The organism is Kitasatospora sp. NPDC057965, assembly GCF_042887135.1.
Classification (GTDB): domain Bacteria; phylum Actinomycetota; class Actinomycetes; order Streptomycetales; family Streptomycetaceae; genus Kitasatospora.
The window spans coordinates 1-21,563 of the sequence record NZ_JBHVPZ010000059.1 but is presented as its reverse complement, the minus strand read 5'-3'; the positions used below and the strand labels follow the sequence as shown (position 1 = coordinate 21,563).

21 protein-coding genes and 1 riboswitch are annotated in these 21,563 nt (G+C 74.7%); of the genes, 9 read left to right on the top strand and 12 right to left on the bottom strand.

Features of this window, described 5'->3' with window-relative positions:
* Nucleotides 1–108: 108 nt before the first annotated feature.
* The gene (locus ACFVVU_RS38430; protein WP_387794457.1) at nucleotides 109–627 is read right to left on the bottom strand and encodes a hypothetical protein; all 519 of its coding nucleotides are present in this window, start codon (nucleotides 625–627) and stop codon (nucleotides 109–111) included.
* Nucleotides 628–864: 237 nt separating this feature from the next.
* On the opposite strand from ACFVVU_RS38430, the gene ACFVVU_RS38425 reads away from it, so the two are divergent.
* Nucleotides 865–2,376: an MmgE/PrpD family protein gene (locus ACFVVU_RS38425; protein ID WP_387794455.1), complete on the top strand. Its 1,512-nt coding sequence runs from the start codon at nucleotides 865–867 to the stop codon at nucleotides 2,374–2,376.
* 259 nt (nucleotides 2,377–2,635) lie between these two features.
* Complete coding sequence (locus ACFVVU_RS38420; protein WP_380680677.1) at nucleotides 2,636–3,337, top strand: TetR/AcrR family transcriptional regulator; 702 nt, start codon at nucleotides 2,636–2,638, stop codon at nucleotides 3,335–3,337.
* Nucleotides 3,338–3,385: 48 nt separating this feature from the next.
* Here the strand turns inward: ACFVVU_RS38420 and ACFVVU_RS38415 are convergent, their stop codons facing one another.
* Together ACFVVU_RS38415 and ACFVVU_RS38410 are read right to left on the bottom strand one after the other, a co-directional pair.
* Entirely contained in the window at nucleotides 3,386–5,023 is a 1,638-nt protein-coding gene (locus tag ACFVVU_RS38415) for an amidohydrolase (RefSeq protein ID WP_387794453.1), read from the bottom strand.
* A 79-nt stretch (nucleotides 5,024–5,102) separates the two neighbouring features.
* A complete protein-coding gene (locus ACFVVU_RS38410) occupies nucleotides 5,103–6,521 on the bottom strand; it encodes an APC family permease (RefSeq protein ID WP_380680758.1) in 1,419 nt (472 codons plus the stop codon).
* A gap of 281 nt (nucleotides 6,522–6,802) precedes the next feature.
* Between ACFVVU_RS38410 and ACFVVU_RS38405 the strand changes: the two genes are divergently transcribed.
* On the top strand, nucleotides 6,803–8,044 hold the full coding sequence (locus ACFVVU_RS38405) for a cytochrome P450 (protein ID WP_380680671.1): 1,242 nt from the start codon (nucleotides 6,803–6,805) through the stop codon (nucleotides 8,042–8,044).
* Between the two features lie 53 nt (nucleotides 8,045–8,097).
* Entirely contained in the window at nucleotides 8,098–8,622 is a 525-nt protein-coding gene (locus ACFVVU_RS38400) for a GNAT family N-acetyltransferase (RefSeq protein ID WP_380680668.1), read from the top strand.
* A 79-nt stretch (nucleotides 8,623–8,701) separates the two neighbouring features.
* On the opposite strand, the gene ACFVVU_RS38395 is transcribed toward ACFVVU_RS38400, so the two are convergent.
* The 4 genes from ACFVVU_RS38395 to ACFVVU_RS38380 form a co-directional block, all read right to left on the bottom strand.
* Nucleotides 8,702–9,451, bottom strand: a complete 750-nt coding sequence (locus tag ACFVVU_RS38395; protein ID WP_387794450.1) for a choice-of-anchor P family protein — start codon at nucleotides 9,449–9,451, stop codon at nucleotides 8,702–8,704.
* A 111-nt stretch (nucleotides 9,452–9,562) separates the two neighbouring features.
* Nucleotides 9,563–10,972, bottom strand: coding sequence for a glycosyltransferase (locus ACFVVU_RS38390; RefSeq protein ID WP_387794449.1), 1,410 nt, complete (start codon nucleotides 10,970–10,972; stop codon nucleotides 9,563–9,565).
* Nucleotides 10,969–11,574, bottom strand: coding sequence for an archaeosortase/exosortase family protein (locus ACFVVU_RS38385; protein ID WP_380687529.1), 606 nt, complete (start codon nucleotides 11,572–11,574; stop codon nucleotides 10,969–10,971). The genes ACFVVU_RS38390 and ACFVVU_RS38385 overlap by 4 nt, the downstream gene beginning before the upstream one ends.
* A gap of 8 nt (nucleotides 11,575–11,582) precedes the next feature.
* A complete protein-coding gene (locus ACFVVU_RS38380; protein WP_380687527.1) occupies nucleotides 11,583–11,759 on the bottom strand; it encodes a hypothetical protein in 177 nt (58 codons plus the stop codon).
* 422 nt (nucleotides 11,760–12,181) lie between these two features.
* On the opposite strand from ACFVVU_RS38380, the gene wecB reads away from it, so the two are divergent.
* Complete coding sequence (gene wecB / locus ACFVVU_RS38375; protein ID WP_380687525.1) at nucleotides 12,182–13,306, top strand: non-hydrolyzing UDP-N-acetylglucosamine 2-epimerase; 1,125 nt, start codon at nucleotides 12,182–12,184, stop codon at nucleotides 13,304–13,306.
* A 44-nt stretch (nucleotides 13,307–13,350) separates the two neighbouring features.
* On the opposite strand, the gene ACFVVU_RS38370 is transcribed toward wecB, so the two are convergent.
* On the bottom strand, nucleotides 13,351–13,935 hold the full coding sequence (locus ACFVVU_RS38370; RefSeq protein ID WP_387794446.1) for a histidine phosphatase family protein: 585 nt from the start codon (nucleotides 13,933–13,935) through the stop codon (nucleotides 13,351–13,353).
* A gap of 175 nt (nucleotides 13,936–14,110) precedes the next feature.
* A riboswitch (cobalamin riboswitch) is annotated at nucleotides 14,111–14,197 on the top strand.
* Between the two features lie 61 nt (nucleotides 14,198–14,258).
* Between ACFVVU_RS38370 and ACFVVU_RS38365 the strand changes: the two genes are divergently transcribed.
* The 3 genes from ACFVVU_RS38365 to ACFVVU_RS38355 all read left to right on the top strand — a co-directional run bounded on the left by ACFVVU_RS38365 (nucleotide 14,259) and on the right by ACFVVU_RS38355 (nucleotide 16,765).
* Nucleotides 14,259–14,483: a CbtB-domain containing protein gene (locus ACFVVU_RS38365; RefSeq protein ID WP_380687521.1), complete on the top strand. Its 225-nt coding sequence runs from the start codon at nucleotides 14,259–14,261 to the stop codon at nucleotides 14,481–14,483.
* Nucleotides 14,484–14,500: 17 nt separating this feature from the next.
* Nucleotides 14,501–15,358, top strand: a complete 858-nt coding sequence (locus ACFVVU_RS38360) for a CbtA family protein (RefSeq protein WP_387794444.1) — start codon at nucleotides 14,501–14,503, stop codon at nucleotides 15,356–15,358.
* Nucleotides 15,359–15,610: 252 nt separating this feature from the next.
* Nucleotides 15,611–16,765: an AI-2E family transporter gene (locus tag ACFVVU_RS38355; RefSeq protein WP_387794442.1), complete on the top strand. Its 1,155-nt coding sequence runs from the start codon at nucleotides 15,611–15,613 to the stop codon at nucleotides 16,763–16,765.
* A gap of 80 nt (nucleotides 16,766–16,845) precedes the next feature.
* Here the strand turns inward: ACFVVU_RS38355 and ACFVVU_RS38350 are convergent, their stop codons facing one another.
* From ACFVVU_RS38350 to ACFVVU_RS38335, 4 genes are all read right to left on the bottom strand, one after another.
* Entirely contained in the window at nucleotides 16,846–17,637 is a 792-nt protein-coding gene (locus ACFVVU_RS38350) for an ABC transporter permease (RefSeq protein WP_380688094.1), read from the bottom strand.
* Nucleotides 17,634–18,635, bottom strand: a complete 1,002-nt coding sequence (locus tag ACFVVU_RS38345; protein WP_387794441.1) for an ATP-binding cassette domain-containing protein — start codon at nucleotides 18,633–18,635, stop codon at nucleotides 17,634–17,636. Before ACFVVU_RS38345 ends, ACFVVU_RS38350 begins: the two co-directional genes overlap by 4 nt.
* A 196-nt stretch (nucleotides 18,636–18,831) precedes the next feature.
* Nucleotides 18,832–19,677 carry a DUF4097 domain-containing protein gene (locus ACFVVU_RS38340; RefSeq protein ID WP_387794439.1) on the bottom strand — a complete coding sequence of 282 codons (846 nt, stop codon included), beginning with the start codon at nucleotides 19,675–19,677 and terminating at the stop codon, nucleotides 18,832–18,834.
* A 206-nt stretch (nucleotides 19,678–19,883) separates the two neighbouring features.
* Nucleotides 19,884–20,552: a hypothetical protein gene (locus tag ACFVVU_RS38335; protein WP_387794437.1), complete on the bottom strand. Its 669-nt coding sequence runs from the start codon at nucleotides 20,550–20,552 to the stop codon at nucleotides 19,884–19,886.
* Between the two features lie 166 nt (nucleotides 20,553–20,718).
* Between ACFVVU_RS38335 and ACFVVU_RS38330 the strand changes: the two genes are divergently transcribed.
* A complete protein-coding gene (locus ACFVVU_RS38330) occupies nucleotides 20,719–21,339 on the top strand; it encodes an L-threonylcarbamoyladenylate synthase (protein ID WP_387794435.1) in 621 nt (206 codons plus the stop codon).
* Nucleotides 21,340–21,563: the final 224 nt, after the last annotated feature.

The following is a 21,563-nucleotide window of genomic DNA, read 5'->3' as shown; positions in this document are numbered from 1 at the left end:
GACCAGCCGCCTGACCGCCAACCCGGACAGAACCGGGCAATACCTCCGCCCGAAACCACTCGCGGCAGCCTAAAACGGTATCGAACACCCTCTGAGACGCCCGCCCGCTCAGGCGGGGCGCACCTCCTGGAGCAGCCCCCAGGTGAAGTCCGCCGTGCAGGCCCGGGGTCGGCCCCCGGCGTCCGGGGCGGTGAAGTCCAGCCGGAACCTGGTCGGCGCGCTGCCCTCCCGCGGCACGGCGGTCGGGAAGGCGGCGCCGACGTCGGCCACCACACAGCTCCACGGCGTCAGCTCGTCGAGCGTGCGCGGCACCGGCGCCGGGGTGCCGGGCGCCCGCACCAGCCAGGCGTTGAGCTCCGCCCCGCCCGGGCCGACCAGCACCTCGAAGCGCAGCCCGGGCCAGAGCGGCAGCGCCCACTGCCGCGCGGTGCAGGCGAGGTCCCCGACCCGCCGCGCCGCCTCCGCCTCCGGCGGGCCGAGCACGGCCGCGTAGCGCCGCGCGCCGGACGGGAACCCCGGCGCGCGCTGCATCGCCTGCCACCGCTTGTTCGCCTCGCGCATCCCGGCCCGGCTCGCCCCCAGCCGGCGCACCGCCTCCTCGACCAGCTCCGGCCGGAAGTCCGCCATCCGCCGCAGCAGCACCAGCTGGAACTCCGTCACCCCGAATCCATCGACCACCCGCGCAGGCTACCCGCCCGGACACCGGGTGTGGCCTGCTCGCCACGGGCGCCGTCGTCGGGAAGGCTCGTCGTGCAGTCGTCGTGCAGTCGCCGTTGTGCGGTCGCCGCCGCGCGTGTGACGCGTCGCCGCCACACGGGCGACGGCGGTTGCGACCGTTCCGCCGAAGCCCCCGCGAGGAGTCCCGTGATCGAGTACCGCGTCCGCGTCCACCCCAGTGCCGACCGCCTGCCGCGCGAGGAGCAGCTCGCCTGGCGGCTCGCCGCCGTGGCCACCGCCACCGAGGAGCTCGACCCCGACAGCGCCGGGATGGCCGTCAACCGGGTGATCGACAACGCGGCGGTGGCCGTCGCCGCGCTGCTGCACCGGCCGGTCGCGGTCGCCCGCGCCCAGGCGCACGCCCAGGTCCACCACGCCGCGCCCGGCGCCCGGGTGTTCGGCAGCCTCACCCGGGTCTCCCCCGAGTGGGCGGCCTGGGCCAACGGCACGGCGGTGCGCGAGCTGGACTTCCACGACACCTACCTCGCCGCCGACCACTCCCACCCCGGCGACAACATCCCGCCGCTGCTGGCCGCCGCCCAGCACACCGGCCGCACCGGCGCGGACCTGCTGCGCGCCGTCGTCACCGCCTACGAGGTGCACGTCGCCCTGGTCAAGGGCATCAGCCTGCACACCCACGGGATCGACCACGTCGCCCATCTGGGCGCGGCCACCGCCTGCGGCATCGGCGCGCTGCTGCGGCTGCCGACGGAGACGGTGTACCAGGCCGTCCAGCAGACGGTGCACACCACCACCGCCACCCGGCAGTCCCGCAAGGGCGAGATCTCCAGCTGGAAGGCGTTCGCCCCGGCCTTCGCCGGCAAGGCGGCGATCGAGGCGGTGGACCGGGCGATGCGCGGCGAGCGCTCCCCCTCCCCGGTCTACGAGGGCGAGGACGGCTTCCTGGCCTGGATGCTGGACGGACCGCGCTCGGACTACCGGGTCCTGCTGCCGGAGGACGGCGAGCCGCGCCGGGCGATCCTGGACACCTACGCCAAGGAGCACGCCGCCGCGTACCAGGCCCAGGCGGTCATCGACCTGGCCCGGCGGCTGCGCGAACGGACCGGGCCGCCGACCGCCGTGCGCTCGATCGTGCTGCACACCAGCCACCACACCCACCACGGCATCGGCTCCGGCTCGAACGACCCGCAGAGGTACGACCCGAAGGCCGGCCGGGAGACCCTTGGCCACTCGGCCCCGTACGTCCTCGCCGTCGCCCTGGAGGACGGCACCTGGCACCACGAGCGCTCCTACGCCCCGGAACGGGCCGCCCGCCCGGAGACCGTGGCGCTCTGGCGGAAGATCAGCACCGTCGAGGACCCGGAGTGGACCCGCCGCCACCACGACCCCGACCCGGAGCGGCGGGCGTTCGGCGGCCGGGCGGTCGTCACCCTGGAGGACGGCACCGTGATCGAGGAGGAGCTCGCCGTCGCCGACGCCCACCCGGCCGGCGCCCGCCCCTTCGACCGGCCCGCCTACGGGCGCAAGTTCCGCACCCTCACCGAGGGTCTCGTCACCCCCGCCGCCCAGGACCGCTTCCTGGACGCCGCCGACAACCTCGCCGAACTGCGCGCCACCGACCTCGACGAGCTGTTCCCCGCCGTCGACACGCCGGCCGTGCGCGAGTACGACGAGAGCCTGCCGAAGGGCCTGTTCTGATGCTGCACACCCGCACCGCCCCCGCCGAGCGCCGCCGCGCCCTGCGCGAACGGCTCTCCGCCGGACGGCTGCTGACCATGACCGCCTGGAGCGCGGGCGCCGGTGCCCGCCCTCCCGGCGGTGCGTCAGGGCGTCGAGGTGTTGCCCGGCCGGCCCAGAGGCACGACGGCCGCCCGTCACCCGGACATCCCCGAACGTCCGTCCAGCGGTACCGTCGCGCCCCTGTGCTACGTCAAGCATGTTGTCGTAGCCTGCCGGGATGAGCGAACGCGTAGTGCCCGAACCCCAGCGGCGGCGCCGACGGCCCACCAAGCAGGGGGTGGTGCTCTCCCACGAGCTGATCGTCGGCACGGCCCTGCGGCTGATCGGGCAGCACGGCGCGGAGGCGCTGACCGTGCGCCGGCTCGGCACCGCGCTGGGGGCCGATCCCAGCGCCGTCTACCGCTACTTCCACAGCGCCGACGACCTGCTGCTCGCCGTCGCGGACGAGCTGATCGGCCGCGCCCAGGAGGGCTGGCGGGCCACCGGGGACTGGCGGGCGGACCTGCGGGCGATCGGTCTGCGCATCCACGCCAGCTATCAGGCCCACCCCCAGGCCGCCCTGCTCGCCGCCCACCGCACCACCGGGCGCACCCACGAGGTCGCCGCCGTCGAAGCGATCCTCGGTGTGCTGCGCACCGCGGGCTTCCCCGACCCGGAGGCGGTGCGGATCTACCACGCGTTCGTCGACCAGAGCCTCGGCTTCGCCGCGCTGGACGCCGCCGCGCTCGCCCTGCCCGCCGCCGCGCAGACGGCGGACCTGCGGGTCTGGCAGGCCTCGTACGCCCGGGTCGACCCCGCGGCCAACCCGCACATCGCCGCCACCGCGCACCTGCTCACCGCCGACATGCGGCGCAGCGGCTACCCGTTCGCGCTGGACCTGCTGCTGGACGCCGTCGAGGCCCGGCTGGCGGCGCGCTGAGGCGACCGCCGGCCGGGCCCGGGGAGATACGACGGCGGGGAGGCCGGGTCAGTCGGCGGTGTGGACAAGCTCGCCGCCGACGTAGGTCCGCAGCACTCGGGCCTCGGCGATCCCGTCGGCCGGGCCGGTGAGGATGTCGCGGTCCAGCACGACGAGGTCGGCGAGGTTCCCGACGGCGAGCACCCCGGCGTCGTCGACGCCGTTCACGTGCGCGGAGCCGGCCGTGTAGGCGGCGATCGCGGAGGCGAGGTCGAGTCGCTGCTCGGGCAGGAACACGCGGTCGTCGGTGGCGTCCGGCTCCCTGCGGTTGACGGCCACGTGCAGTCCGGCCAGCGGGTCGGGGCTGCTCACCGGCCAGTCGCTGCCGGCCGCCAGGGTGGCGCCCGCCCGCTGGAGCGCACCGAACGGGTACTGCCAGGCGGCGCGTTCGGGGCCGAGGAAGGGGATGGTGAGTTCGTCCATCTGGGGTTCGTGCGCCGCCCAGAGGGGCTGGATGTTGGCGACGGCGCCGAGCCGGGCGAAGCGCGGCACGTCGTCCGGGTGGACCACCTGGAGGTGCGCCAGGTGGTGCCGGGTGTCGCGCGGGCCATTGGTGGTGCGGGCCGCCTCGACCGCGTCCAGCGCCTCGCGCACCGCCCGGTCGCCCAACGCGTGGAAGTGCACCTGGAAGCCCAGCGCGTCCAGGTCGGTGACGTACCCGCGCAGGGCGAGCGGATCGACGAAGCTGAGGCCGGAGTTGGCGGTGGCGCAGCCGCAGCCGTCGAGGTAGGGGCTGGTCATGGCGGCGGTGAAGTTCTCCGCGATGCCGTCCTGCATGATCTTCACCGAGCCGGCCCGGAACCTGCCGTGCGTCAACGCGGCGCGCCGCTCGACGAGTTCGGGGATCTGCTCGGCGCCCCGGTCGCGGTCCCACCAGAGCGCTCCGGTCACCCGGGCGGTCAGCGCGCCGGAGCGCGCGGCGGCCAGGTAGGCGTCGGACGGGTCGGGCTGGCCGTTGAACTCCCCGAGCAGGGCGTCCTGCCAGCCGGTGACGCCGAGCGAGTGCAGCAGCCGTTGCGCGCGCAGCAGCCCGTCCAGCCGGTCGGCGGCGGTGGTTGGCGGCAGCAGCCGGGCCACCAGGGCGGTGGCGCCTTCCTGGAGGGTGCCGCTCGGGGTGCCGTCGGGCTCCCGCTCGATCCGCCCGTCGGCCGGGTCGGGGGTGTCGCGGTCCAGGCCGGCCAGCTCCAGGGCCCGGGTGTTGGCCCAGGCGCCGTGGTGGTCGCGGTTGGTCAGGTAGACCGGGCGGTCCGCGACGACGCTGTCGAGCAGCTGGCGGGTCGGCAGTCCGCCGTCGAAGCTCTCCATCGACCAGCCGCTGCCGGTGATCCACTCCTGCTCGGGGTGGGCCTCGGCGTAGTCGCGGATCCGTGCCAGGTAGTCGGTGACGCCGACCGTGCCGGTGAGGTCGCAGGCGGCCAGCTCGGCGCCGCCGAAGACCGCGTGGACGTGCGAGTCCTGGAAGCCCGGCAGCAGCAGCTTTCCGGCGAGGTCCACGACTTCGGTCCCGGGACCGATCAGCTCGCGGACCTCGTCGTGGCCGACGGCGGTGATCCGTCCGCCGGTCACGGCCAGGCTGGTCGCCCGGGTCCGGGCGGCGTCGCCGGTGTGCACGGGGCCGCGAGTGAAGACCAGATCGGCCTTGGTCATGGGTGGTGCTCCGTTCTCGGGTGGTACGGGGTCGTGCGGGGCGGTTCGGGTCGCGCACGGCGGCTCAGGTGGTACGGGGTCAGCGGGTGCCGCCGAGGAAGTACGGTGAGCGCCGCCGCCAGCGGGCCCAGGCCGCCGCGGGCAGGCCGCTGGCGATCATCAGTACCACCACCGAGAGCTCGAACCAGCCGTTGTCGGCGGAGAGTTCGAAGTGGTCGGTGGAGTCGTAGAAGGTCCAGGCGAGGTAGCCGCCGACGACGAGCAGTGTCGCCGCGCCGAGCAGCGGGCCGACGACCGCCCGCAGGCCCTCCAGCACGCTGCTGCGCAGCAGGTGGCGGAAGCGGACGGCGGCCGCGACGGCGGTGAGCGCGTAGTAGAGGGCGACGATGATGCCGATCGCGTTGACGGCGGCGGAGATGAGGTCGTTGACGGTCGGAACGGCGACCGAGCAGAGCGCCAGCAGCACCGCGATCCCGGTGATCAGCAGGGTGCCGGTGGCGGGCGTCGAGTGCCGGGGGTGCAGCCGGGTCCACACCGGGCCGAGCACGCCGTCGCGCCCCATCGCGTAGAGCCCGCGGGCGGTCGGGATCACCGAGGACTGCAGCGAGGCCACCGCGGAGAGCATCAGCGCGATCAGCGGCAGCGCGGCCAGCGGCTGGTCGGCCAGCCGGGCTCCGAAGTACGCCAGCCCGTGCGCGCCGTTGTCCGCCAGCTCGCCGAGCGGGAGCACCCGTTGGAAGGCCGTTCCGGCGAGCAGGAAGAGCGCCAGCATCACCAGCAGGGCGAGCGTGCCGCCCCGCGAGGCGTCGCGCGGGTCGCGGACCTCCTCGCCGACGCTGAACACCGACTCGAAGCCCCAGTAGCAGAACACCGCGAGCACCATGCCCTGCGCCAGGGCCTCGAAGGACGGGATCGCGAAGGGGTTGAACCACTGGAGCGAGAACGGCTGGTCCCCGGCGAACAGCCCGTACCCGCAGAAACCGAGCAGCACCGCGTACTCGAAGACCAGCAGCGCCTTCTGCAGCCGGGCGGCCAGGTCGAGCCCGCGCACCGCGACCAGCGCGGCGCCGATCAGGACGACCAGGCCGATCAGGGTGCACTGGACGGTCGAGTCCGCGTCGAGCCGCAGGCCCGCGATGCTGCGCAGGTGGGCCAGGTCGAGGAGTTGGACGATCGAGGAGCCGGTGACGGTCGTGGTGTAGGCCATGAACACCACGGTGCCGACGGTGTTCACCCAGCCGGTGAGGAAGCCGAGCCAGGGGTTGAGCGTGCGGCCCACCCAGCGGTAGCTGCTGCCGGCGTCCGGCTCCGAGGCGTTCAGCCGTCCGTAGCCGCCCGCGATGGCGAGGACGGGGAGGAAGGCCAGCAGCATGATCGCGGGCAGGTGCAGTCCGACGACGCCGGCCATCAGGCCCAGGCCGATGCCGATGCTGCTGGTCGCGGCGGTGCTGGAGGCGGCGATCGCCGCCCCGTCGAGGAGGCCGAGCGAGCGGCGCATGGAGAGGTGGGAGCTGTCGGCGTCCGTTCTCGGACCGCCGCCCGTGGCCTTCACCGTCGATGCCAAGGGATCACCGCCTTGAGGGTGGGGTGGGGGTGGGGGAAGTGCGAGCCATGAAACCCGGGGCGCCGGAACACGTCAATGCTGTTGTCATAAGGGAGGGGGCGCCGCCCCCCGGCGCGCGGAACAATGGTGAGCGCCCTTACGCCACCGCCCCGGCCGGTCGTACGGTCGCCATCGGCCGACCGTTTCCGACCGCCGCTCCCGGTCCAGGAGGGCCCATGGAACCCCGCTGCCCCATCACCCACGTGCTCGACACCCTCGGCACCGACCTGCACGCCGAAGCCGCCCATCTGCGCACCCACGGCCCGGCCGTCCGGGTCGAACTCCCCGGCCGGGTCCTGGCCTGGTCGGTGACCCGCGCCGACGTCGCCAAGCGGCTGCTCACCGACCCCCGGCTCGCCAAGAACGCCCGGCGCCACTGGCCCGACTGGATCGACGGCCGGGTCGGCCCGGACTGGCCGCTGGCCAGCTGGGTCGCGGTGGAGTCGATGTTCACCAGCGACGGCGAGGACCACCACCGGCTGCGCACCCTCACCTCGCCCTCGTTCGGCCCGCGCCGGGTGGAGGCGCTGCGGCCCCGGGTGCGGGCGATCACCGCCGCCCTGGTCGACGGGCTGCGCGCGGCGGCGCCCGGCGAGCGCGTCGACCTGCACACCCGGCTGTCCTATCCGCTGCCGACCACGCTGATCTGCGACCTGTTCGGCGTACCGGAGGAGCAGCGGCCCGAGGTGCGGCGGGTGGTGGACGGCGCCCTGGAGACCGACGCCACCCCCGAGCGCGCCAAGGCCCTGCTCGACGACCTGTTCGCCGCGATGGCACGGCTGGCCGCCACCAAGCGGGCGACGCCGGGCGACGACATGACCAGCGACCTGATCGCCACCCGCGACGCCCACGGGTCCCGGCTGAGCGAGCCGGAGCTGGTCTCCACCCTGATCCTGATGATCGGCGCCGGGTCGGAGACCACCGTCAACCTCATCGACCACGCGGTGGCGCTGCTGCTCGCCCACCCCGGGCAACTGGCGCTGATCCGCTCCGGCGAGGCGACCTGGCGCGACGCCATCGAGGAGACGCTGCGCCTGGAGGCACCGGTGATGCACCTGCCGATGTACTTCGCGACCGAGGACGTCGACCTCGGCGAGGGCGTGCTGATCCGCGCCGGCGAGCCGGTCCTGTTCGCCTTCGGCGCGGCCGGACGCGACCCGGGGCTGCACCCCGACCGGCCGGAGGAGTTCGACCTCACCCGGCCCGACAAGACCCACCTGGCCTTCGGCCACGGCCGCCACTACTGCCTGGGCGCGCTGCTCGGCACGATGGAGGCCGAGGAGGCGCTGAGCGCCCTGTTCGACGCCTTCCCCGACATCGAACTCGCTGTTCCGGTGGAGGAGTTGCTCCCGCAGGAGTCCTTCATCGTGAACGCCCTGCGGGCCCTGCCGGTCCGGCTCACGTCCGCTGTCGGATAGTCGCCGCGCGGGCGCCGGCGCCGGCTGTCGGTGGCACCGCCTACCGTACGCCCATGGAGAATCACCCCGCCGTGGTACGCCTGGAGACCTGGTCCGAGCAGGACGCCCCGCTGCTCTCCGCCCTCAACGCACCGGAGCTGATGACCCACCTCGGTGGCCCGGAGACCGAGGAGAAGCTGGCCGACAGGCACCGCCGCTACGTCGCCCTCTGTGCCCGACCGCCCTCCGAGGGGCGGATGTTCCGGATCGTGCTGCTGCCGGAGGGTGCGGCGGCGGGCGGCATCGGCTTCTGGGCACGGGAGTGGGAGGGCGAGGAGGTGTACGAGGCCGGCTGGGCGGTGCTGGCGGCCTTCCAGGGCCGCGGGGTGGCGACGGCCGCCGCCCGCGCGGTGGTGGCCGAGGCCCGGGCCGCCGGGCTCCGCCGCCACCTGCACGCCTTCCCCTCGGTGGACAACCCCGCGTCCAACGCGGTGTGCCGGGGCGCGGGCTTCGAACTGCTGGGCCCCCGGGACTTCGAGTACCCGCCGGGCCGTCCGATCCGCTGCAACGACTGGCGCTTCGACCTCCGGGGGCCCTGACCCCGGGAAGACCGGGCCGCCCCGGGCCCGGTGAACGGGCCCGGGGCGAGCCGGCGGGGCGGGGTCGGACGGGACGGGATCAGGCGGCGCCGTTGCGGCGGCGCAGCAGGAAGACACCGGCGGCGGTGGCGAGGGCCGCCGCTCCGCCGACGGCCGCGACCTGGGGGTTGATCATCGGCACGGCCTCGGCGGGCGCGGCGCCACCGCACTCGGCGTGGCCGATGGTCAGGTTCGCGCCGTTGAGGATCGGCAGCAGGGCGATCCGGACGGCGTTCACGGTGAGCACGCCGTTGGCGTCGGTGGTCTGCTCGTTGAGGACGATGGTGGCGACCCCGGGCACGTTGACCTGGGTGTTGGGGGCGGCGCCGGCCTGCAGCGTGATCGCCGGGAGCAGCGGGACGCGGACCGTGCCGCCGGCTATGAGGCCGGAGCCGGTGGCGCCGGTCGGGGTGGCGGTACAGGTCGAGTTGACGCCGGTGAGCGAGACGGTGGCGAGGGTCAGGTCGACGCCGAGCGAGTCGACCGTCGCGGAGGCCCCCGAGGTGCCGGCCTGCGGGTCGCCGGAGGTGGTGGCGGTGAGCACCGAGTCGGTGGCGAACGGCCCGAGGTGGACGCCGGCCAGGGTGTTGGTTCCGCCCGAGGGGTAGGTGGAGGACGGCATCGGGGAGACGGAGACCAGGCTGCCGACGGCGTCCGCGGCCACCACGTAGGCCTTGGCCTGGGGCGCGGCGAGCGCGGCCCAGGCCGGGGCGGCGGTGCAGACCAGCGTGGCGGTCAGAGCGGCACCGGCGAGCAGGCGGGTGCGGTTGCGGGTGCGACGAGAGGTCATGGTGGTGGTGCCTTTCGCGGGGACGGGAGGAGGGGGACGGTCGGTGACGGGGCGGGGGACGGCGGGGCCGCGCGCGGCCGTCGGGCGGTGCGCGGGCCGGTCGGCGGGCGCTCATCGCGCCGGCTCGCCGAGGACGGCCGGAGGCGGCGAGGCACTCGCGACGGCGGCGGGTGCGACAGGCGCGGGGGCGGCGGCGACCCGGGCGGTCTTGTGCCAGGAGTTGCGCCGGCACAGCACCCGCCAGGCCGCCCGGACGGCGACCAGGTAGGTCGTGGCGGCGTACAGGGCCAGCGCGAGCCCGTACCCGAGCGCGGCCAGCCGCCCGGTGCCCGGCTCGCAGCGCCGCCGGTAGAGCGGCCCCCAGATCGCGAACTCGCCGACCCCCAGCAGCAGGTAGAGCGTCAGCAGCAGCGCGCCGCCCTGCCGCAGGAAGGCGAGAACGAACTCCGGGTAGACCACGAGGTTGTAGCCGAACGCCGCGATCGGCACGGTGTACACCACCAGGCCGACGAGCTGCAGCCACGGCTGGCTCATGAAGTAGAGCACCTCCAGGAAGCCGGCCGTGCCGAACGCCCGTGAGCCCCAGATCTCCCGCAGGTAGCGGGTGCACTGCATCGAGCCCTGCGCCCAGCGCACCCGCTGGGTGATCAGCTGCCGCACGCTCCACAGCGCCTCCTGGTCGACCCAGGCGTCGGTGGTGTAGCCGTTGCGCCAGCCGGCCAGCATCAGGCGCAGGCCCAGCTCGTAGTCCTCCAGCAGGGCCTTGCCCCACGGCCGCCCGCCGCCGCGGTCCACCGAGCGCAGCGCCGAGAGCCGGGTGAACTGGCCGTTGCCGCCGACGTTGACGGTGCCGGTGCGGCGACGGGTGATCTGCATGGCGGAGATCGGCCCGCGGAACTCGATGTCCTGGAGGCGGGCGAGCAGCCGGGCCCGCCGGTTGGCGAACGCACCGCGGCCGGGCAGCGGCCGGGGCACGTCGCGGTTGGACATCCGCACCTCGACCTGGACGGCCCCGATACCGGGATCTCCGAACAGGGCCGGTCCGGCGCACACGGCGAGCGCGCCGGGCGAGGGGCGGCCGTCGGCGTCGAGCACGCAGAGCACCACCCGTTCGGGGTCGGTGCCGGCGGGCAGCGTGGCCTCCACGGCCCGGTAGCCGGCGTTCAGCGCGTCGCCCTTGCCGGTCCGTGCCTCGGGCAGCCGCCGGGACACCAGGTGCACGGTGAGGCGGTCGCAGGTGGCGGGCCAGGCGCGGACGAGTTCGGCCGTCCGGTCCGCGGAGGCGTCGTCGACGACCCAGACGGTGGCGCCGGTGAAGTGCTCGGCGAGGTAGTCCAGGGTCGTGGCGATGACCGCCTCCTCGTCCCGGCAGGGGATCAGGAAGTGCCAGCCGAAGCCGTCCGGGTCGCCGGGCGGGGCGGGCCGGTCCCGCAGGTAGCCGCGCACGATCACCACGACGTAGGCGAGGAAGCCGACGCCCAGGACGAAGGAGAGCGAGACGGAGGTGTCCAGCAGGGTCACGGTCCGTCCTCCCCGCCGGTGCGGACGGGTGCGGCGGCGGTGCCGGCGCGGGGCAGCAGCCGCAGGTAGAGCAGGGCGGCGGCGAGGGCGGCGGCCATCATCAGCACCGAGCCGAACAGGACGTGCGTCCAGCCGAAGCCCTCTGCGCCGTACCGGTGCTGCATCACCAGCACGAGGGTGAGCCGGGCCAGATTGGTGGCCACGACCAGTGCGGCGGCGAGCGTGAAGGCCAGCAGGACGCGGCCGGGCCGGCGGTTGCCGAAGAGCAGCAGCAGGGCGGTCACCAGGGCGAGCGGGGCGATCAGCAGCGCGCTGCTGCAGCCGGTGCTCAGGGCCACGCCACGGTCCAGGCCGGTGTGGTCGCCCGCGTAGAGCACGGGGGCGCTCGGACCTTCGAGCAGCAGGGTGCGCATCCCCACGAGGTGCTCGACCAGCCATGCCGTGCCGCGGCTCTCCTGGGAGCGGTAGGCGCGTTCGCCGGCCACCAGGGAGCCGCACACGCCGAGCAGCGCGGCGCCGCAGAGCATCCCGACCGGGGAGCGCCCGGTGCGGGGCGCCGCGCGCGGGCGGGGCGCGAGCGGGTGCGACAGGGATTCGGTCATGGCGCGGCTCAGTCCTCGCCCGGACCATCGCCGCTGCGCAGTCGGCTGCGGCGGAGCAGTCCGAGCCCGAGCAGCACCATGGCCACCGCGACCGTCGCCGTGACGCCGAGGCCCACCGATCCGGTCGCCGCCAGGGCGCCGCCGCCGGCTGCCGGCGGCAGTCCGCCGGCCACAGGTCCGTACATGGGGGAATTCCTCTCGTCGGAGAGCCGGGGGAATACGAGGGGGGGTTGCCGCGCAGCGGAAGGGATGCGGGCGGATTCGGTGTACCCCCAGGCAAAGGGGGGGCAGCACCGGGCACGTCGGAACGGGCCAGGCGGGGACGAACGTTACCGCGATGCCACCGCGGATCGAACTCCCTTTCTGGTGGCACATCATGGAACGAAAATCAGACTTCTGATGGTCTGTAGCCGCACGATGCTTCCGACAATTGAGCCAATCGGCGTGTCGACGGCATGTCAACGGAGTGTCGCGGCGACCCGCCATACCGCCATTCGGGGGACATTGATCACCAACGGTTGCCGCGGCTCAGCGCCGATGGCCATGTTGTGACACGTAGTCCGAGCACTCCGAGCGTTCCCTCGGATGCACCGTCAAGGGAGCCCGAATGCCCTCAGCCGACATAGCCGTGGTCCTCGGCACCCGACCGGAAATCGTCAAACTCGCCGGTGTGGTGCGACTCCTGGAGGACACCGCCCGCATCGTGTGGACCGGTCAGCACTGGGATCCCGGCCTCACCACCACCTTCTTCCGGCAGTACGCGCTCCCCCGCCCGCACATCACGCTCAGCGACGTCGCCGGCGAGGCCCGGGGCCGACAGATCGGCCGCATGGTCAGCGCGCTGAGCGACCACTTCACCGAGCACCCGCCCGCCGCCGTCGTCGTCCAGGGCGACACCAACTCCGCCGCCGCCGGCGCACTGGCCGCCCACTGCGCGGGCGTGCCCGTCGTCCACGTCGAGGCCGGACTGCGCTCCTTCGACCCCGGCATGCCCGAGGAGGCCAACCGCCGGCTCATCGCCCCGCTCGCCGACCTGCACTGCGCCCCGACCGCGACCGCCGCCGCCCACCTGCTGCGCGAGGGCATCGCGGCGGAGCAGGTGGTGGTCACCGGCAACACCGTCGTCGAGGCCACCCTGGAGTCACTGCCCGGACCGGTCGAGGCCCGCGCCGTCCTGGACGGGTTCGGCCTGCGCCCCAACCGCTATCTGCTGGCCACCCTGCACCGGCCGGAGAACACCGACGACCCCGCCCGGCTCGGCCGGATCCTCGGCCAACTCGCCGCGCTGGACCTGCCGGTGGTGCTGCCACTGCATCCGCGCACCCGGGCGGCGATCGAACGGTTCGGGCTCTCCGGCGCGCTCGCCGGGCTGCGCCCGGTGCCCCCGGTCGACCACCGCACCTTCCTCGCCCTGGCCGCCGGCTGCCGGCTGCTGGTCTCGGACTCCGGCGGGGTCCAGGAGGAGTGCACGGTCCTCAAGCGGCCGCTGATCGTGGTCCGCAACTCCACCGAACGGCCCGAGGCGGTCCGCTCCGGCTTCGCCCGGCTGGTCCGGCCCGGTGCCGAACTCGACCTCGCGCTCCGGGAATTGCTCGCCGACCCGGAGGCCGTCGGGGCGCTCGCCGGGCGGCCCTCCCCGTACGGCAGCGGCACCGCCAGCGCGGAGATCGTCGCCGCCGTCCGCTCCCGCTACCTCACCGAGGACCGCGCGCGGCTGCTCTGCGCCGGATGAGCCGGTAGGCGTCCGGAGAGGGCCCAGGGCCGACCGCCGCCGGATCAGTGCCCGCCGAGGCGAAGGTTCCAACGGCCCGCCCACCCGGTCAGTTCGGCGCCGCCCAGCGGAGGCACGTCGAGCCGCCGGAAGGCCTGCTCCGGCACCCCGAGGGCGTGCCCCGCGGCGGCCCGCACCACGTCCGGCTCGGCGACCACCAGCACCCGGCCGCCCAGCACCGCCGCGGTGCCGTCCAGCCAGCCGCCCACCCGGGCGCACAGCTCCCGCACCGACTCGCCGCCGTGCGGCGCGGCCGCCGGGTCGGACAGCCACTCCCGCACCGCCTGCGGCTCCTCGGCCATCACCTCGTCGAGGGTCCGCCCGCTCCAGCGGCCCGTCGCGCAGCCGCGCAGCTCGGGCTCGTCCACGGCGTCGGACAGCCCCAGCTCCTCGGCGGTGCGGCGGCAGCGGGCGGAGGGCGAGACGAAGCGGTGGGCCGCCACCGGCAGGCCCGGTCCGGCGGCGCGGGCGGCCCGCACCCCGGCGGCGTCGAGCGGATCGCCCCCGTCCACGGACCCTTCGCCGCCGAACCGGGCCTGCCGCAGCCCGGGTCCGATCGCCGGAGCGACGAAGATCACCCGTACCGTCACGCCCTGCCCCCTTCGTACACCTGTGACCCTTGGCAGCCCCCCGGACCAGCGGCTTCCAGGCCCTGCGGCCGGCGACTGCGCAGCTCGCGGCGCGGCAACGATTCGGCGCACGCCCTTGGCTCCGCCGCCACCGGGCGCTACGGTCTCACCCGACAACTGAAGACGACGGCGAGACGGAAGCCCGGTGGAAATCCGGCACGGTCGCGCCACTGTAAGCCGGAACCGGCCGCCTCACGCAACGGCGGGGTCCGGCAAGTCAGACCCGACCGCCGTCGTCAGAGCTCCACCGAACGGGACGCGTGTTTCCCCCAGGAGGTCCTGCCATGGCCCAGTCCGTCCTCTCCCCCAGCCTGCCCGCGGGCGGTTCCGCCCCGGCCTCGCTGCCGATCCGCGCCATCCTTCCCTGGGCGCTGTTCCTCGGCACCCTGATGCTGGTCCTGCTCTACTTCGTCGGTGCCGAACAGGGCGCCACCTCCGTGTTCTCCGGGGCCACCGTGCACGAGTGGGTGCACGACGGCCGCCACCTGCTCGGCTTCCCGTGCCACTGAGCGGAGACCGAGCACCGATGAACGACTCCGCATCCGTGCCCTCGGGCACCGTCGGGAAGCTGCTGCTGCGCGGGCTGCTGGCCGGCCTGGTCGCCGGGCTGGTGGCCTTCCTCTTCGCCTACACCGTCGGCGAGGGCCCCGTCTCGGACGCCATCGCCCAGGAGCAGTCCCAGTCCGCCCCGGCCGGGCACCACCACGGCGGCGGGGCCGGCGCCGCCGACGGCCCGGCGGACTCCCACGAGGCCGCCGACACCGCCGGGTCCGCCGACGAGGAGGAACTGGTCAGCCGGGACCTCCAGTCCACCGCCGGCCTCGCCACCGGCGTGCTCGTCTACGGCGTCGCCGTCGGCGGCATCGCGGCGCTGGCGTTCTGCTTCGCCCTCGGCCGGGTCGGGCGGTCCGGCCCCCGGGCCACCGCCGCCCTGGTCGCGGGCGCCGCGTTCACCACCGTCTACCTGGTGCCGTTCCTCAAGTACCCGGCGATGCCGCCGGCGGTCGGCAATCCGGACACCATCGGGAAGCGCACCGCGCTGTTCTTCCTGATGATCGCCCTCAGCGTGCTGATCGGCACGGCCGCGGTGATCACCGGCCGGCGGCTGGCACCGCGCCTGGGCACCTGGAACGCCGTCCTCGCGGCCGGCCTCGGCTACGTCGCGGTGATGGCCGTGCTCTCCTTCGTGCTGCCGGACAACGACGACGCCATCCCGGACGGCTTCCCGGCCGGGCTGCTGTGGGACTTCCGGCTCACCTCGATCGGCCTGCAGGCCGTGCTGTGGACCGGTTTCGCCCTGGTCTTCGGCATGCTGGCGCAGCGGATGCTCACCCCGGCGGCACCCGCCGCGGAGAAGACGGCCGTCCCCGCTCCGGCGGTCTGACCCGCTCCCCGGTCCCACTCCCCCGGTCCCCACTCCCCGTCCCTCCTCCCCAGCACACGACTCGACCCCGCCGATGGCGCGCCGGCGGGGTCGAGTCGCGCGTGCGGCCCCCGCGCTGGTTTGGCAGCATCGGACTCGGACGGACACCGGGTGGCGGGGCGTCCCCGAGCGGAGGAGGGAACGGCCGATGCGCGGCAGGAACGGCCCGACCGCGGGCCATGGCGCCGGTCCGGCCCGGCGCCATGGCCCGCCATGACCGCAGGACGCGGGCGCTCGCGGCGCCCCGGCAGGCCCGGGACCGTCCTTCGTGCCGGGCCGGACCGGGCCGCCCGCCGCGCGGCCACCCGCAACACCGACCGGACGGGCGAACGGGTGCCGCCCGGGCTGCGGACCGCCGCCGGCTACGCCTGGCGACTGGTCGCCCTCGGTATCGCCGCCTACCTGGCCGTCACCGTCCTCAGCCGGCTCCAACTGCCGGTGATCGCGGTGTTCCTCGCCCTGGTCATCACCTCGGTCCTGCGCCCGCCGGTCGATCTGCTGTCCCGGGCGCTGCCCCGCTCGTCGGCCGTGCTGTTGACCCTCCTGGGCTCCGTCGTGCTGGTGGGCGGGGTCCTCGCCCTGGCCGGCACGACCGTCGCCGCGGAGTGGGGCCGGCTCGGCGACGAGCTGCACGGCGGGCTCGGCCGGATCGACCGCTGGCTCAGCGGGGCCCCCTTCCACCTGCGCCCCGGCGCGGCCAGCGACCTCAAGGCCCGGATCGGCGACTACCTCTCCGCCCACCGGTCCGCGCTGCTCAGCACCGCGCTCAGCGGCGCCGGGCGGGCCGTCGAACTGCTCACCGGGCTGGCGCTCGCGGTGTTCTGCGCGGTCTTCTTCCTGCACTCCGGCGACCGGATGTGGAGCTGGGGAGTGCACCAGCTCCCCACCCGCACCCGCCCGGTGTGGCAGCGGGCGGGCCAGGCCGCGTGGCACACCTTCGCCGGCTACACCCGTGGCGTGCTGATCGTCGCGGCGACCAACGCCGTTCTGGTCGGCATCGCGCTCGCCGTCCTCCGGGTGCCGCTGGTGCTGCCCCTGGTGGTCCTGGAGTTCGTCGCCACCCTGATCCCGCTGATCGGCTCCCCGATCGCACTGGCGATCGCCGCGCTGGTCGCCCTGGCCGCCCGCGGCCCGGTGGTGGCCCTGCTGGTCCTCGGCCTGATCGTGGTGATCGGCCAGATCGAGGGCCACCTCCTCCACCCCCTGGTCCTCGGCTGGTCGGTGCGCATCCACCCCGTCGCGATCGCCCTGTCCGTCGCCGGCGGCGCCGTCCTCGGCGGCGTGCTGGGCGCCCTGGTGGCCGTCCCGGTGGTGTCGGTCGCCTGGGCGGTGATCGGCGCCCTGCGCCACGACTCCCCCGACGGCTGACCGACGCACCGGCCACCGGGCGACCGAGGACGGTCCCTGGTGGCCGGTGCGTTCGGACGTACCGGTCGGGTGGCGGAAGGTCACGTGGCGGCCCGGTCGAACACCGCCTTCGACCAGCGGTAGCCCAGCGCGGCCAGCCCCAGGCACCAGGCCACGGCGATCCACCCGCTGTTGCCGATGCCGGTACCGAGCAGCAGCCCGCGCAGGGTCTCGATGGCCGGGGTGAACGGCTGGTACTGGGCGATCGGCTGGAACCACCCCGGCATCGCGTCCACCGGGACGAACGCGCTGGAGACCAGCGGCAGGAAGATCAGCGGCAGGGCGTTGTTGCTCGCCGCCTCGGCGTTCGGGCTGACCATGCCCATCCCGACCGCGATCCAGGTGAGCGCCAGGGCGAACAGCGTGAGCAGCCCGAAGGCGGCGAGCCACTCCAGCACCGTCGCGTCGGTGGAACGGAAGCCGATGGCCACGCCGACGGCGCCGACGACGACCGCGCTGGCGACCGCTTGCAGCACACTGCCGACCACGTGACCGATCAGCACGGACCCGCGGTGGATCGCCATCGTGCGGAACCGGTCGATGATGCCCTCGGTCATGTCGTTCGCGATGGAGACCGCCGCGCCCACCGTGGTGCCGCTGATGGTCATCAGCACGATGCCGGGGACGAGGTACGCGATGTACTCGGCGCGGTCGGCGCCACCGCCGCCGATGCCCGCGCTCATCACGTCGCCGAAGATGTAGACGAACAGCAGCAGCAGGACGACGGGCGTCAGCAGCAGGTTGAGGGTCAGCGAGGGGTAGCGGCGGGCGTGCAGCAGATTGCGCCGCAGCATCGTCGCCGAGTCGCGCAGAGCGAGCGGGACGGAGCTCATCGGACAGCCTCCTCGGGCTGGTTCGCAGGGGTGGACCCGCCGGTCAGGGCGAAGAAGACGTCGTCGAGGTCGGGTGTGTGCACGGTGAGTTCGTCGGCCTCGATGCCGGCGGCGTCCAGGCGGTCGAGGATCGCGCGCAGTTCGCGCTGACTGCCGTCGTTGGGGATCCGCAGCGCGAGCGCCTCGTCGTCCCGGGCGGCGTCGGCCAGCACGGCGGCGGCCGAGCGATGGGCCGCCGGGTCGGAGAAGCGGAGCCGGACGTATCCGCCGGGGATCAGCCGCTTCAGCTCGTCGGCGGTGCCGTCGGCCACGATCCTGCCGCCGTGGAGCACCGCGATGCGGTCGGCGAGCTCGTCGGCCTCCTCCAGGTACTGGGTGGTGAGGAGGACGGTGACGCCGCCGGCGACCAGTTCCCTGACGACCTGCCACATGGCGTGCCGGGAACGCGGGTCGAGGCCGGTGGTCGGCTCGTCGAGGAAGATGATCCGCGGGCTGCCGACCAGGGTCATGGCGATGTCGAGCCGCCGCCTCATGCCGCCCGAGTAGGTGGAGGCGGGTTTCCCGGCGGCCTCGGCGAGGTCGAACCGCTCCAGCAGCTCGGCCGTGACCCGCCGCCCCTCCTGCCGGGACAGGTGGTGCAGGTCCGCCATCAGGCGCATGTTCTCCTCGCCGGTGATCAGGCCGTCGACGGCGGAGAACTGCCCGGTGACGCCGATCGCGGCGCGCACGCCGTCGGGGGCGGCGGCGATGTCGTGGCCCGCCACCTGGGCCTGCCCGCCGTCGGGCTTGATCAGGGTGGAGAGGATCTTCACGACGGTGGTCTTGCCGGCGCCGTTGGGTCCGAGCAGCGCGAACACGGTGCCGGCCGGGATGCTCAGATCGACGCCGTCGAGGACGGTCTTGTCACCGTAGGACTTTCGCAGGCCGACGGCGGTGACCGCGGCGGGTGCCGGCGGGCCGGGCGACCGCCTCGGCGCGGGCATGGCAGAAGACGGCATGGGGTCCTCCCGTTCGAGGGCTGAGTGGCGCAGAACGCGGGCGAGTCGGGACGCTACGGGATCGGCGGGCGCTGTGGGGCCCGAAGGTGCCACAGGTCCTGAAGGTGCCAAAGGGCCTCAGGGTGCCACCGGGCCCGAGGGTGCCGCGGGATGGGGGACGCCACGGACGCGGGGGCGCCCCGGGACTGAACGGCGGTCAGGCCTTGGCGCGGACGATGTCGATGTTGCCGTAGCGGGTGCGGGCGTGGATCCTGACGGCGTCCTCGGTCTCCGCCGGGGCCTCGGAGGCGGCGAGCAGGTTGCGGACCTGCCCCGACACCGAGCTGACGTCGAGCCAGGCCGCCGCGCCCTCGCGGATGCCGACCTCGATGGCCCCGTAGGAGGTCTCCAGCTGGACGGTGCCGCGGGCGACCTCCCCGACCCGCAGGGTGCCGTGGGCGGTGGTGGCGGTGACCGAGGCCTCGGCGCGCCGGATCTCGATGTCGCCGTTGGCGCCGCTCACCCGCAGGTCGCCGGTCGCGGCGCCGACGGTCGTGGTGCCGTGCGAGTTCTTCAGCACGGCCGGGCCGTCGGCGAGGCCCACGCGCAGGCTGCCGGAGCTGGTGGTGATCTCGGCCCGGCCCTCGACGCGGTCCACGGTGATCGACCCGTGCGAGGCGGTCAGCGTCAGCGGACCGGCCGCGTCGAGGCGGACGTCACCGGCGGAGGTCTTCACCCGGACCTCGCCGAGCCGCCCCTCGCCCAGCACCTGGGCCCAGGCGCCGGTCAGGTCGACCCGCGAGCCCACCGGCAGCTCCACCGTCACGTCGACGGTGCCGGTCCGCCCGACGAGGTAGCGCGGCCTGGGCGTCCTGACGGTCAGCACGCCGTTGGCGTACCCGACCTCGGTCTGGTCGGCGGCCCGCACGTCCAGGTCCTTCTTCGGGTCGCGCGGCCGCACCTCCACGGCGGTGTCGGGGCGGTCCTCCGCGACGAAGCGGATCGAGCCGGCCTCCACGTGCGCGGTCACCGAGATCGGTTCCGGGGAGTCGAAAGAAGGCATGGTGTGCCCCGTTTCTCTGGGCGTTCGGCCCAGGTTGCTCTGGTGCTGTGGCTGACCTCCGGAGCGAGGTCCATGACGCTATGGTGGCACCACTTTGGCGCCATAGCAAGCCATTCTGGCTTGCGGATGGCAGCAAAGACCCCCGAGGCGCGGGTCCGACGACGCCGCCGGCGCCGGAACCGGCAGGGATTGCCGACGGATCCGGCTCACTCAGCACCCCCGGTGGCACCCTGTCGCACTTGGCGACGCCACCATGGCGCCACCGCGATGCCGTCGAGCCGCCCGCCGGACGGATCGGCGGTGCTGGAGCGGGCCTGGTCGGCGTCCTGGTAACCGATCACCCGGTTCGACCAGTCGACCAGCAGCTGCCGGTCCTGCTCCGGCACGCCCATGATCCGGGCGAGCGTCCAGACCGGCAGGTCCGCGGCGAGCGGCACGAAGTCGATCTCGCCCAGGGGCCGGACCGCGGCGACCAGTTCGGCGGCCCGCGCCCCGATGGCGGCGGTCAGCTCGCGCAGGGCCCGCGGGGTGAACGCCGCCGCGACGATGCGGCGCAGCCGCGCGTGGTCGGGCGGGTCCTGGTTGAGCATCATGGTGCGGGCGAAGGCCAGGTCGGCCGCGGTGTCCGGGTCCCGGATCTGGGTGGCGCCCAGGTGCGAGGAGAACAGCTCCGGGGTGCGGAGCACGTGCTTGACGTCGGCGTGCCGCAGCACCGCCCAGTAGCCGGGGCCGGCCGGCCACTCCCCCACCGGCGGCTCCTCGACCCAGCAGACCGGGGACTGCGCCCGCAGCTCCCGGAACAGCTCGTAGGGCACACCCCCGGCGTAGGTCCCGGGGAGGAAGATCCGGTTCGCGCGAGCCTGATCGAAACCCATGGCGACCGACCGTACGCGAGCGCCCGGGAGCCCACCAGCACCCGGTTCGCGCCGGCGGTGGTGCGGCGGGCCGACCCGGCGCTCACGCAGCGGGCCGACGCCGGACCGACGCAGCGGGCCGACGCGGCTGCGCCCGACGGCCGCGGGGATCCCGTAGGGTCGGCCAATGGCGAAGTACTTCGATGTGCATCCAGAGTCCCCCCAACCGCGCACCATCGGCACCGTGGCCGACACCCTCAGGTCCGGGGGTCTTGTCGCCTACCCGACCGACTCCTGCTTCGCCCTGGGCTGTCAGCTGGACAACCGCGACGGCCTGGAGCGGATCCGATCGATCCGGCGGCTCGACGAGCGCCACCACTTCACCCTGATGTGCGTGGACTTCGCACAGCTGGGGCAGTTCGTCCAGCTCGACAACAACGTCTTCCGCGCCGTCAAGGCGGCCACCCCGGGCAGCTACACCTTCATCCTCCCCGCCACCAAGGAGGTCCCCCGCCGTCTGATGCACCCCAAGAAGAAGACGGTCGGCGTCCGGATCCCCGACCACGCCGTCACCCGGGCCCTGCTCACCGAACTCGGCGAGCCGCTCGTCTCCAGCACCCTGCTGCTCCCCGGCGACGACGAGCCGATGACCCAGGGGTGGGAGATCAAGGAGCGCCTCGACCACGTGCTGGACGCCGTGGTGGACTCCGGTGACTGCGGCACGGTGCCGACGACGGTCGTCGACTTCTCCGGGGGCGGGCCGGAGATCGTCCGGCGGGGGGCCGGAGACGTCAGCCGCTTCGAGTGACGGGCCGCGGGGGTGGGGGGGGGACCCGCGCCGCGCACCCGGGGGCCCCCGCGCGCGCCCCCCCCGGGGGCGCCGGGCCGCGCGGGGGCCCCCCCCCGCGCCCGGGGCGGCGGGCGCCCCCCCGGCGGCCGGCCCCCGCGCCCGGGTGCCCGGGCCGCCGGGGGGGCCGCCCCCCGCCGCGGCCCCGCCGGGGGGGGGCCCGGCCGCCTTCCGGGGGGTGCGGC

Bases quoted from the DNA above. Each gene is read 5' to 3' on its own strand.
- ACFVVU_RS38400 (WP_380680668.1), top strand. From the start codon at position 8,098: ATGGAGAATCACCCCGCCGTGGTACGCCTGGAGACCTGGTCCGAGCAG.
- ACFVVU_RS38420 (WP_380680677.1), top strand. From the start codon at position 2,636: ATGAGCGAACGCGTAGTGCCCGAACCCCAGCGGCGGCGCCGACGGCCC.
- ACFVVU_RS38345 (WP_387794441.1), bottom strand. From the start codon at position 18,635: ATGCCGTCTTCTGCCATGCCCGCGCCGAGGCGGTCGCCCGGCCCGCCG.
- ACFVVU_RS38410 (WP_380680758.1), bottom strand. From the start codon at position 6,521: ATGCGCCGCTCGCTCGGCCTCCTCGACGGGGCGGCGATCGCCGCCTCC.
- ACFVVU_RS38360 (WP_387794444.1), top strand. From the start codon at position 14,501: ATGAACGACTCCGCATCCGTGCCCTCGGGCACCGTCGGGAAGCTGCTG.
- wecB (WP_380687525.1), top strand. From the start codon at position 12,182: ATGCCCTCAGCCGACATAGCCGTGGTCCTCGGCACCCGACCGGAAATC.
- ACFVVU_RS38415 (WP_387794453.1), bottom strand. From the start codon at position 5,023: ATGACCAAGGCCGATCTGGTCTTCACTCGCGGCCCCGTGCACACCGGC.
- ACFVVU_RS38350 (WP_380688094.1), bottom strand. From the start codon at position 17,637: ATGAGCTCCGTCCCGCTCGCTCTGCGCGACTCGGCGACGATGCTGCGG.
- ACFVVU_RS38340 (WP_387794439.1), bottom strand. From the start codon at position 19,677: ATGCCTTCTTTCGACTCCCCGGAACCGATCTCGGTGACCGCGCACGTG.
- ACFVVU_RS38380 (WP_380687527.1), bottom strand. From the start codon at position 11,759: ATGTACGGACCTGTGGCCGGCGGACTGCCGCCGGCAGCCGGCGGCGGC.
- ACFVVU_RS38395 (WP_387794450.1), bottom strand. From the start codon at position 9,451: ATGACCTCTCGTCGCACCCGCAACCGCACCCGCCTGCTCGCCGGTGCC.
- ACFVVU_RS38365 (WP_380687521.1), top strand. From the start codon at position 14,259: ATGGCCCAGTCCGTCCTCTCCCCCAGCCTGCCCGCGGGCGGTTCCGCC.
- ACFVVU_RS38385 (WP_380687529.1), bottom strand. From the start codon at position 11,574: ATGACCGAATCCCTGTCGCACCCGCTCGCGCCCCGCCCGCGCGCGGCG.
- ACFVVU_RS38430 (WP_387794457.1), bottom strand. From the start codon at position 627: ATGGCGGACTTCCGGCCGGAGCTGGTCGAGGAGGCGGTGCGCCGGCTG.
- ACFVVU_RS38330 (WP_387794435.1), top strand. From the start codon at position 20,719: ATGGCGAAGTACTTCGATGTGCATCCAGAGTCCCCCCAACCGCGCACC.
- ACFVVU_RS38335 (WP_387794437.1), bottom strand. From the start codon at position 20,552: ATGGGTTTCGATCAGGCTCGCGCGAACCGGATCTTCCTCCCCGGGACC.
- ACFVVU_RS38355 (WP_387794442.1), top strand. From the start codon at position 15,611: ATGACCGCAGGACGCGGGCGCTCGCGGCGCCCCGGCAGGCCCGGGACC.
- ACFVVU_RS38405 (WP_380680671.1), top strand. From the start codon at position 6,803: ATGGAACCCCGCTGCCCCATCACCCACGTGCTCGACACCCTCGGCACC.